We start from the raw sequence: 11,715 nt of genomic DNA, 5'->3' as shown, positions 1-11,715 counted from the left end.
ATTCATAATGTTCTAAAAACTTTTTCCATACTCTCGTTTGCCCCACAAACGACGTACCACGCAACGACGCACAACCTCAAGTTAAACAAAAAACCGCTTAGATTAACTTCCAAAAAACTAACTTTCATCTATTTAACCTAAAACAGAAAAAGATATAAAAAAACGTCTGTCGACCTCCGATAGGATAAAAAACCCGGGGGATCGACAGACATGTGTTAAAAGTCACAAGGAGTATTCCATAAGTCTTTGAATTGATTTTTAACATTTTCTCAAAGTTTTGCTTGACAAATGTAATTTTTTATGATACACTTTTTATCGTGAACCTATGGGTGTATATCCTACCTTTAAGGAATAAAAACTTTGTTGAGAAGGTGTTTCCTCAACATCCACAGGAGATGGTGTCTATCCTACCTTTAAGGAATAAAAACACTCCAAACCACGCTCCAAGATAGTTAGTAAAATCAGTGTCTATCCTACCTTTAAGGAATAAAAACATAGCTTTTTGAGGATCTTCATAGAAGACCCTAACTAAGTGTCTATCCTACCTCTAAGGAATAAAAACTTGGATAATAGCAGCTACAATTAGTGGATCTATTCGGGTGTATATCCTACCTCTAAGGAATAAAAACTCCTCACTTACCTCTGTATAATATTGAGTCACCCTCTGTGTCTATCCTACCTCTAAGGAATAAAAACTTTTTTAAAACTGTGATTATAATATTTAGTTCCTCACTTGTATCTATCCTACCTTTAAGGAATAAAAACCGGGAATCTCTTCCCTGTCTACTGGTGTTACTTTTATGGGTATCTATCCTACCTTTAAGGAATAAAAACTAAGCAACAACCATAGCATATACAACGCTTCCTAATTGTATCTATCCTACCTTTAAGGAATAAAAACAAGACTGAACGCATTTCCCAAATACAACATACTATAAGTATCTATCCTACCTTTAAGGAATAAAAACTGAGATAAACTTCTTCTACTTCATAGTTTCCGAAAGTATCTATCCTACCTTTAAGGAATAAAAACTGAGATAAACTTCTTCTACTTCATAGTTTCCGAAAGTATCTATCCTACCTTTAAGGAATAATTTTGCTGCTTTGTGCAAAAGCTCTTTCATAGTGCTTTAGAAACTATTTCTTATCCTCGTTTGCCCCGCAAACGACGTTCGTGCCTTAGCTTACCTTTAAGGAATAAATTTTGCTGTTCTGTGCAAAACGTTTTTTTCATAATGCTTTAGAAACAATTTCCATCTCCTCATTTACGAAGTAAATAAACAATTCTTCGGTCCCTATAACTTCACTTTAAAAAAATAAGCAAATCAGTTTAACTTCCAACTAACTAATATTTATATATTTAACCTGAAATAGAAAAAGATATAAAAAAATGTCTGTCGACCTCCAATAAGGTAAAAACTCCAGGGGATCGACAGACAAGTGCTAAAAAGCACAAGGCTTATTCAATAGGTATTTAAATCGATTTTTAACAATTTCTCAAAGTTTTGCTTGACAAATGTAATTTTTTATGATACACTTTTTATCGTGAACCTATGGGTGCCTATCCTACCTTTAAGGAATAAAAACTTCTATGCTCTTGAACTTCCACTCCCACACATCATAACGTGCCTATCCTACCTTTAAGGAATAAAAACTGATACCAATGGTAATAATAGAATATTCGATTTTTAGTGCCTATCCTACCTTTAAGGAATAAAAACAGACCTAGATTTTTCATAATAGCTAATCTAGTTCTTACGTGCCTATCCTACCTCTAAGGAATAAAAACAATAACTTAGTTGGGCTTTATACGCAATTACGTGATGCTGGTGTCTATCCTACCTCTAAGGAATAATTTTGCTGCCTTTTGCAAAACGCTTTTCATAATGCTTTAGAAACTCTTCCCTGACCTCGTTTGCTTTGCAAACGATGTTCTACGTAAATGACTTATAAAGCCGAACCAAAGATAAGTGAATAGGACAACCAGCATAAAATTCTTTCTCCTAAAGAAATTTGAGAGTTGTTAGGAATATTGAAGCAATCCCTCTTTTTTGCTAAAAAAGAGGGTTGATTTAATGTTTATTTAATTCATGCATGCTGTATTCAATTTACACAAGAGGCGATATTAAGATAGGGAAGATTAGGGAAGAAGCAAAAAAAGTAATGGATGAAACGGCAGAATTAGTAATATCGATCGCTAAGAAGCTGAATAATAAGGGAATGGGAAAGGTGATTGGCGATATAGGGTGGAGCTCTCCCCATTCCTTGAGGGATAAGATGTTGGAGAAAAAATTTTTTATCCTTGTTAAATTCCTCTTATATTTTCTGGTAGTAATATTGATTGTTTTTTAATAACGCAGTCATTAACCGCAGCTTTCAGAATTGACTCAAGCTCTCTAAAATTCCCAGGGTAAGAATAATTTTCAAGTTTTTCAATGGCTTCAAGCGATATCTTGTCAACTGCGTAATTAAGATTGTCATCAACATAATTGATAAAAGGACTTTGAAGTATAAAGCTAATCAGAAATCTTAAGTCCTCTTTTCTTTCTTTTAATGAGGGAATAGAAATCTTGTATTTGAACCTATTATACAAATCACTTCTAAAATTACCTTTTTGAATCTCACTGGGTAAGTTTTTGTTTGTCGCAGCCATTAGAAAGGTCGGTACAGGTATAGCTCCCTTATCATACCCTTCTGGTGTGATTTTATATTCATCTAAATACAATAATAATTTCGCTTGCGTAGAAAACGGTATTTCAGCTATTTCGTCTAAAAAAACAATTCCAAAAATATTTTCCATCAATCGACCTTTCCTGTCAATTGCCCCTGTGAAAGCTCCTTTTCTTGTTCCAAACAATTCGGAGTCGATAAGATTTTGTTCCATATTAACTAAGGAAAATTGATAGTATTTTATTCTGTCATCTTCAGTCCTTTTATAAACTGCCTCGTGTATTATTTTTGTTATCAAGGATTTTCCTGTTCCAGTTTCACCTTCTATTAAAATGGAAGGTAATTTGTAGGTATCTTTCAGATTTTCCAAAAGGTATTTATCGAATCTGCTTAAATCATCATCGATATATTTGATTTCATTCATTACATTCTTTATATAATCAAAATACTTTTCAATCGAGTTAACTATATCATCAATGATAACTTTTAACTTATGGTAAAAATCTCTCATGCTGGAATCTAAAAAAATGCTGATATACTTTTTTTCTTTGTAGAAATTTTCCAATTCTTCTTTTGATTTGACTGAGCATTTGAATTTCCAATTTTTTATATTTTTGTAAGGAATTTTTCTAGTTATTTCGTTAAAATCATTGTCTTCTTGATAGTTTTTCTTTAATTTCCTTATCTCCTCTTTCAGTAACTTTTCTAGTTTACCTTTTTCTTCGAATTCAAACTCTAAGCGAGATTTTCTGAATATACCTATAATTTCATATTGAAGAAACAGGTCAAAAACTTCAGGTTTTACAGAGTCGTCGACAAATAGAATAAAGCTGCATTTGCTATCAATTTCGTTTTTTTGTAAGAAATTTTGATCCGCAATGTAGAGAGTAACGTCTGATGAGATTTTATTGGTGAATAACTTTTTTACATTTACTTTTTCTTTCTTTTCATCAAATTGTTTTTGTAACGAGTCAATAATATCTTCTATGATAGAAGTATCTTCTAAGTAAATCATTTTTTCCTCTCCTTCACGTAGTAAAATATTTCTTTTAATTCTGATTTAATTAAATCACTCTCTTCTAAATTTTTTTCTATAAACTCTTTGAAATCTTTGTAGCTTGTTGAATAATGGTTAGAAAAAATGTTGTTTAAGATATGTAAGAACGTTTCTTTTTCTATATTTCCACTTTTTTCTATCTTCTCTATGGTATCGGAATCAAAATAATTTTCAACCTGGTCAAACTTCTGTTTTATACTTATGCTATAAAAACGCGATCGGTATTCCCAGTACTTATTAATTCTTCGTGGTATAGGACCTCCACCGCTTCTTACTAAATTGACAAGTGGGATCACTTCGCCATTTGGAAGCATAATGTTGTGGTAATGATTCAAATTCTTATCAATTTTGAAACCAGCTTTATTGTTTCTCTTAGTGACGAAAATTCCTTCCAATCTTTCTTTGGTTATATTAACACATAATGGAAAAGAATCTAAATATTTTTGTATATCATTTGCAATTTTATCAGAGTTTAGATAATTAATAATTTTGTACCCCTTGTTTGTCTTTAAAATTTCGTATTGTATTTTCCTTGAACTGACATATGGGGTTTCAAAAGAATAATCGCCTCTTTCTTGCTGTGAACGCTCTTTGTTTGTTTGATCCTCTTCGTCTATTTCTTCAACCAAGGCAGGTTCATCATCATCGAAATTATTCGTTTCTGGTTCGTCAATGTCGAAACTATAAAATACTTTAGCTTTTGCTTTTTCTTTTATTTTTTCTTTAGATCCCATTCTATTTCACCTCGTTATAAAAGGTATAACTGGTTCTCGGATGAGTTTCAATATATTCTTTACTAAATTCTATATTTTTTAACACCTTCATCCCATTTTCGAAAGACATAACCGTTAAAGGTCCACGCGTATTAAAATCCATGAAATACGATTTGGCACTTTTGATTCCTTTTTCTTTCAAAAATTGAGCAAGGGAATAAAGTAATTCAAAATATATCGGATTAAGTTTGATGTTTTCTAACACTTTATCTTGCTTGAGAGTCGGGTTATTTTCTATGCCATAGATAAAATCTTCAAAAGTTTTTTCATCAAACGCTAATTTAAAGATTTTTGAGCTTATAACGTTCATATCCATACCTTTACCACCAGTGTGAAAAGTTTGCATAGAAAGTTGAGTTCCCCTCTCTCCTAGAACATGTCCAGCAGAAAGACCTATATACTCGTTTGTTTCGAATTCTTTTAATGTGGATATATCATGACCTAAATATTTCTTTGAAACATAGAATCTTTTATTATCTTTTTCAATTATTTTTGGAGAACAGATTCTTAATTCACCCCGAGACTCAAGGACTTGAATTATTTCTTCAATTGTATTTTCATCTATCTTTACTTCTTTTCCGTCTCTAATGAAGTATCTTCCCATATATTCAGTCAAATCGAACTTATACTTTGAGTCTTCACCTGAAGATTTTATGATTTTTTTGGTAAGCGTTATTTCGTTGTATTCATCAAACTCTCCTACGTAAAGATTTCCCAGAAATTCCACTAATTTTCTTGTAAAGTATCCGGCTTGTGCAACAAGAAGCTTTTTGTCCATTAAAGTTCGTCGAGATCTCTTCGATATAGATTCCTTGTTTTTGTCTGCTTCAAAATAATCGTCTATCGGAATCCCTTCAAGAAAGTTGCTATTTGAAACCTCTTCGATTTCTAAAAAAAGTTGTTTAAATTGCTCATCTTTGCCTCTGCACTTGCTTTGTTTTATATATTTCATGCTATTTTCTTCTTCGTTTTTTTCTATTTCATAAACTGAGAGGGTCAAGTTATTTTCCATAGAATTTAACAAGTAGCCATTTATAATTTCTTGGTTGATAAGTTCAGGAATATCTTCATTTTGTTTTGCCTGAATCAACTTTTTAAACTTCTCAGAGTATTCTTTTTTCATTGTGTTTTTATCATTTCCAGTAATGGTATAATATCCAAAAACCATATCTTGGTCTATCGAATAATTTAAGCTACCATCTCCAAGTTTGAACGGGTTATTTGAAGGTAGCATTTTGTACAGTTCTTGCATGATTTCCTCACTTTGCTCGTAAGGATAGTAAACCGCCATGGTATCTCCATCGAAATCTGCTCCGAACCCTTCGCATACGATTATCGGTAGTCCAATAGTATAGTTTTGCCAAAAAAGCGGTTTAAAGGATTGCATAGAGTGTCTGTGCAAAGAGGGTTGCCTGTTCAAAATCACATAGTTATTTTTTAGGGCTCCGTCAGAGAATATCTCGTTAAGGCATTTTGCAACCTCTATTCTCTTTTTATAATCTCCTTTTAGTGCCCTATATATTTCCATAACGTTGCATTTGATATGCTCATGATTTTTCAATATTTCAAGGCCAAATTCAATCGGCAATATAACTGTATTTATATCCAGAGGAATATCTTGATCTAAATAGTATTTAATGTTGTCTTTTGGTTGTGGAGTGATAACAGCCCTTCCTGAGTTATGTATTCTTCTGGCTACCATATGAGATCTGATATAGCCTTCTTTTTGGAATAACGATTCTTTTATTATTGAGAGAACCTTTTTGAGAGTTTCATTGTTTTTCTTCGAGCGAGAGTTTTCATTTGCATTTAACAAAGATACAAATTTTTCAATTTCTTGATATACTGCTTTTATACTTTTTTCGTCATTGTTTATTTCACCAACATAATTTTTGAAGTATTTTTCAACATAGCTTTTAAAGTTATTGTAAAATACTGGCTGTTCTTGCTTCCATGTCTTAATCGAGTAGTCTTCTCTCGCTTTCATCGGCTCATAAGCCTTTCTCCATTCTCCCCTGATAGCTTCGAAAGACGCTTTTATTTGTTCAAAATAATCTTTTATTTCTTTGTTATTAAAATAACCGTTGAGATATAAAACACTAGCTAAAAAAGAAGGAATTCTCAATAAGTTCTTATTTTTTCCTAACTTTTGGGAAAGGAATTCTTCTATTTCTTTGTTTAGTTCAATTTTATCTGGTGATTTATTTTCAAATATTGATTTCATAGGATTATCATGATTTATTGAGTAACCAAAGGTTTCCATCATTGAATAGAAGAATTCTAAAGGAGTCTCGTTCGTAGAATCACCTAACTCAGATTCGTCAATATTTTTGTTGGCAAATAAGTTTATCAGATTTTTATTGTTGTAACTAAATAGGCTCCAAAATTCCATCTCACCGATTTTTTGACCACCATTGTTTGATCTTCCTTTTAAGGGTTGTTTGTTAATATGTCCTTCAGAAGCTTTATGTACAAAGTGTATTTTATCGCGTACACAATGATCTAATCTCACTAAGTATTGAAATCCTACGGTTAAATACCAGTTTTTATCTTTATAACTTACCCTAAACCTTCCATAATCGTCCGCCCCAATTTTCTTTAAAGATTCTAAAACTTTATCTTTCTTATTGTACCCATTCTCAAAAGGAGACACACCATTTTTAAAATCTTCGAAATCGGAAAACTTTTGTGCCATTGTACTATGAGTTTCATATAACTGTCCAAGATTCATTCTTGAGACTACCCCTAAAGGGGAAAGCATCACATCAAGTGGTATTTTTTTGTCCTTTACAGTTGCTTTAGGCATTTCTTCATCACTCAAAATTAGTGTTATTGTTCCTTTATTACCGTGCCTGCCCATTATTTTGTCCCCGATTTCAAGTGGTTTAAAAACTTGGTACTCAACACGTATTTCAACCTCAGTTTGTGGCTCGCCACTAAGGCTATAATTTTCAAAAGGTCTCTCTGGAGTATGAGGAATACTTTTAACAATGGCTTGATACTTTCCTTGGTATGTGTATTTTTTATTGTTTTTGTATTTCGGACTCTTCACTTCAAACAAGACATCTCCATAGCTAACAGATTGATTTTCTTTGATCTTCCAGATTATTTTTGTTTGGTCATAAATCCAGCTATCTCCAACCATTTTAGGGAATTTAACTGCTTCAACTTCAACATTGAATTTATCTTCTTCAAGTACCGTAGTTTGCATTTTTTTTGCGAAACTTTCTGAAACAACTATACCATCTTCAAAGTTGAATCCTTCAAACAAACCATATCCAACAAAGGCGTTTATCCCAACTTTACCTTTTTCCTTACCTGTTTTTAGGAAAGGTTCTTCTGCTTTATCAAGAGTTATTGCTTGTTTAAGGTTTTTTGAACCCATCAAAATCCTCGCACCATCAGAATGTAAAATGAATGGTATCTGATAACTTGCAAAAGATAATAAATCTTCCGCAGTATTTTTACTCGAATCATTAAAAAATTGGAATTTATCTATGTTGTATCTTAAGTTTTCTGAATCAACCAGGCTTAAGGTAAGTCCTATTTTTTCAGACTCTGGAGTTTCAAGAAGGTCGACTATTCCAAGGTGAGATTCGTGAGGTAATCGAAGGTTTTTGTTTACTAGTTCATTTGGGTATACGACTTTTCGAGGGTTAGAATAATACTCAATATAATTTAGTTCATCAGGGATAAAGAATATCGGGACCTTTTTAAACAAATCTTTTCCTTTACTTATAGTATAATACTTATATATCCATACCCCTATCTTTCCACTTAATTTATTTATCCTTTTGAATCTAACTTCAGTTTTGTCTGCACCTTTATTTGATCTTTTTTCAGTTAGAACACCTACAAGCGTACTTAAAATAGCCAAATAATATCCTGGGATTATCAGTTTGTTGCTTAAGTCCAAAACTTTTCCTACTGACTCCTCTTTTTCTTCATCAGAATCTGATTCTGAAGTGGCATCTATTTCATATCCATCAAAAATAACCCAAGGTGTGTACAATTTTCTGTTTCTGTGTTTAAAATACCCATCCTCATCAGGATACAGGATTTGGATATCCTCTGCTCTCAAGGTATTCTCTCCATCTTTAACCTCGATTGAATAAAGCCCACATCTAGTACAATCATCTTCCAAGGTTTCAGCGGTTTTTTCGAATCTCCTAATATCTTTGTTTTTTAATTTTTCAATTAATTTACTATTTAAATTTTTCTTTTCAACATCTTTTTCCAAGTTTTTAGTAATGTAGTCAATATAATTTTTCACAATAGGCTTCCAATCATCTGCAACAAATGGTTTATAATAATCTTTAATCATATGATCTTACCGCCTTTTTATCGAAGGATAATTTGAGTATCTTTCCCATAATTCTTAAGTTAGCCCCTTCCAACTCCCCTTTTATATCTTTCTTAATTTCCTCTATTACTTTGTCTTTAAACTCCGTATCGTCGTTGTTTGCAACATTTTTAATGAGATTCAAGTGTAAATAAATTTCTTGTGCGTCTTCATCGTTATACCATTCCAACCACAACGGATAAATCGCAGCAATATTTCTATGCTTTTCAAAATGCTCAAACTGTAAAGATTTAAAAGCAATTGTATCCAATAATTCCATTTCTGGATTATTTATACTATAATTTCCATTCGATATTTGCTTTTTTATATATTCATAAACTTGCGTTTCTAAAGCTTGCGACTTATCTTTAATGTCAGCGAATAACTTCCGTTGCTCATTTGCGTTTGCTGTGTCTAGTGGCCCTACTGAAACTTTTTTTACTAACTCTTTGAGAGTTTTTAAATTGACTGAATTTGGAAAATTCAGTTCGTATTTATCGATCAAACTTAAAATTTCAAACTTTGTTCTTTTCAATCTTGCACTATGGTAAGAATTCGTTACGATCCTATCCGCTTGTACATCTGTTCCGTCTATAAACTTCAGCCACCTTGCGGCATGTATAACTAACTTTTTAAGTTCTTCGTCTTTAATTGGTGATCTTCCAGATTCCAGTAATTCCTTTAATGGAGTCGTATCGATACCAAAAATTTGAACATACTCTTTACTCTTTGACTCTCTGTCTTTATCTATCGGTAAATACCCTCTATGATACTTGGAGATTAATTTAACGGCCTCTAAAATCTCTTCTTTTTTATTTCCAAAAAGTTTTTTTAAATCGACATCATTCTCACCAATTGGCTCAAATATATTAAAAATACTGTCTTCATTCTTGTACTCATCTATGAATTGAACGGAAAGCTCATTGTGCAAATCCCTAACCAAAGAAGGATATTTATCAAGGTATACAAAATTACCATCATTGAGTTTAAACTTTGAGTATGTATGTCCTAAATCGTGAACATTGAGGGCTAAAATTAAAATAAAATAAAATACATATTTGTACTTTATCCCCGTATCTCCGTAATAACCATCGCTAATATCTTCCGGTAAGAATTTTTCCTCTGAAAGGATGTTTATTAAACTGGCGGTAAAATCCATTAATCTCTTACTATGTCTCTGTGAATGCTCAACGGTCTCAGGTATAAGATCCCCTATCCACTGTTTGGACCACTTAGTTATAATCATATTCTCAATGTATTCTTTCAGTTCTCTTGTTTTTTCTTTGTTGCCATCATCAACTTCAAAAACATCGAGTAGATTCTTTCCAATGCCAAATGGCAATTCTCGTTTTTCCTCATAATCACTTAAAATTCTTGCCAAAGGATAAAATGGTTTCAGTTGGTATGAGTCTATGAAAGAAAAAACATTGGCAATCTCTTCAGGTAAATTTAAAAAATCTTTTATATCCAATATTTTATCATTCTCATTCAAATTCAAAGTTTTCACTATTGAATAGATATTATCGAAGTAATCATAATCCCAATCAAGGCCAAAGGCGGGAAATTCTTCCAGATTAGTCTTTTCGTATTTATAATAAAAAGGTATATTTTTGAATAACGAATAAATAGCTATGACTAACCCCACATTTTTCTGGCCGCCAGTCACATCGATTATGAATTGATCTTTAGAGTTTTTGCTTAAAACTTCATCCAATTTACTCCAACTAAGGTCAAAAAGATCCCTCGATAAAACATTTTTCAAAGGAGCAATTTCAACGTTTAAATTGTATTTCTTCTCAAAAATACATTTCAACATTGCTCCTTCCCAAGAATTATTTTCATCATAGTAAGTATGGCTTTTACCTATTTTTTTGATATCTTTGCTTTTGCTATTAGGTTGTCCAAAAAAATCTGGTTGAGTAAAAAGAACAATATTTATAATTTTGTATCCCATATTTTTAATCAAATCATAAGTATCTATTTCGGCAGATATCCCAAATGGAATTTCAAAAAATTTGATCTTATCATACTCTTCTTTGATAAAAAGTTCTTCTAGTTCGGTGTATACTTGTTCATACTCATTTTTCTTACCATTAGCAGTAAGAGATCTTCCCTGAGTTATAACTAACGTTATATCACCTTTCAATCTGTTCTTTACAAATTCAATAATATCAAATACTGATTTATCCTTAACTTCGAACTTTGTAGCTAGATTTTTGTTTTTGTACTTCTCAAAATTATCATTGACTTCAATAAAATTTTCAACAGGATAATCATTGTCTTTCAAGTATTCATTAAAGTCTTTTTTCTTTACCTCGCCCTTCTCTTCTACTTCCATTAAGTATTCTAGATCCTTAACAGCTAACTGATGTTCAAACGGTTTTAAGAATTCGTCTATGACAATTTCGGGATTCTTTTGCAAGATATATCTAATCTTCGCAACCATTTTGAAGCTTTTCAGTAAATTCCATTTTTCAGCAATCTCTTGAGGTGATACAGATCGTTCTATTTCCTCCCTTTCTTCTAAACCACTACTTTTAGATGTATATGTCCATTCCTGATAGAAACCTGTTGGTAACTTTTTTATAGTTAATCTGTACCTCGTGTCTTCAGAATCGCTAACATACCATTGGATAATACCAACTTTACTATGCTTTTTTGACTTAAGTAAGTTATTAAAAGTACTTTGATTCAATAAATATTTCTTTTCAACTTCATAACTTATAATAATCACCCCCTTGATTGAACAAACATATTAATATTTTATCACATTTTTTCTAACGTTTCGAGAAGATGCACCAATTTATTTTAATAAAGGGGTATCTGAGTAAAACTTCAACAAATAACTGCCCTATAATAACATGGAAATTAAA

The 11,715-nt window shown here is 31.8% G+C and carries 4 protein-coding genes and 2 CRISPR repeat arrays; all 4 genes read right to left on the bottom strand.

The features are described from left to right. Positions 1-329: 329 nt before the first annotated feature. Positions 330-1,098: direct repeats of the CRISPR family, unit length 27 nt; unit sequence TCTATCCTACCTTTAAGGAATAAAAAC. Between the two features lie 459 nt (positions 1,099-1,557). Next, positions 1,558-1,859: direct repeats of the CRISPR family, unit length 30 nt; unit sequence GTGCCTATCCTACCTTTAAGGAATAAAAAC. A gap of 446 nt (positions 1,860-2,305) precedes the next feature. The 4 genes from X926_RS00460 to X926_RS00445 are packed head-to-tail and all read right to left on the bottom strand — an operon-like array spanning position 2,306 to position 11,576. Then, a complete protein-coding gene (locus X926_RS00460) occupies positions 2,306-3,685 on the bottom strand; it encodes a sigma-54 dependent transcriptional regulator (RefSeq protein ID WP_103064543.1) in 1,380 nt (459 codons plus the stop codon). Further along, complete coding sequence (locus X926_RS00455) at positions 3,682-4,461, bottom strand: hypothetical protein (RefSeq protein WP_103064542.1); 780 nt, start codon at positions 4,459-4,461, stop codon at positions 3,682-3,684. The genes X926_RS00460 and X926_RS00455 overlap by 4 nt, the downstream gene beginning before the upstream one ends. A gap of 1 nt (position 4,462) precedes the next feature. Beyond that, on the bottom strand, positions 4,463-8,824 hold the full coding sequence (locus X926_RS00450; RefSeq protein ID WP_103064541.1) for a hypothetical protein: 4,362 nt from the start codon (positions 8,822-8,824) through the stop codon (positions 4,463-4,465). Next, positions 8,817-11,576 carry a hypothetical protein gene (locus X926_RS00445; protein ID WP_103064540.1) on the bottom strand — a complete coding sequence of 920 codons (2,760 nt, stop codon included), beginning with the start codon at positions 11,574-11,576 and terminating at the stop codon, positions 8,817-8,819. Before X926_RS00445 ends, X926_RS00450 begins: the two co-directional genes overlap by 8 nt. Positions 11,577-11,715 lie beyond the last annotated feature (139 nt).

Origin of the sequence: Petrotoga sp. HWHPT.55.6.3 (assembly GCF_002895495.1) — a bacterium.
Lineage (GTDB): Bacteria > Thermotogota > Thermotogae > Petrotogales > Petrotogaceae > Petrotoga > Petrotoga mobilis.
Note: the sequence above shows the minus strand (reverse complement) of the source record. Positions and strands in the feature narration are given on the sequence as shown.

Coding starts and splice junctions, on each gene's coding strand:
- X926_RS00460 (WP_103064543.1), bottom strand. CDS start 3,685: ATGATTTACTTAGAAGATACTTCTATCATAGAAGATATTATTGACTCG.
- X926_RS00455 (WP_103064542.1), bottom strand. CDS start 4,461: ATGGGATCTAAAGAAAAAATAAAAGAAAAAGCAAAAGCTAAAGTATTT.
- X926_RS00450 (WP_103064541.1), bottom strand. CDS start 8,824: ATGATTAAAGATTATTATAAACCATTTGTTGCAGATGATTGGAAGCCT.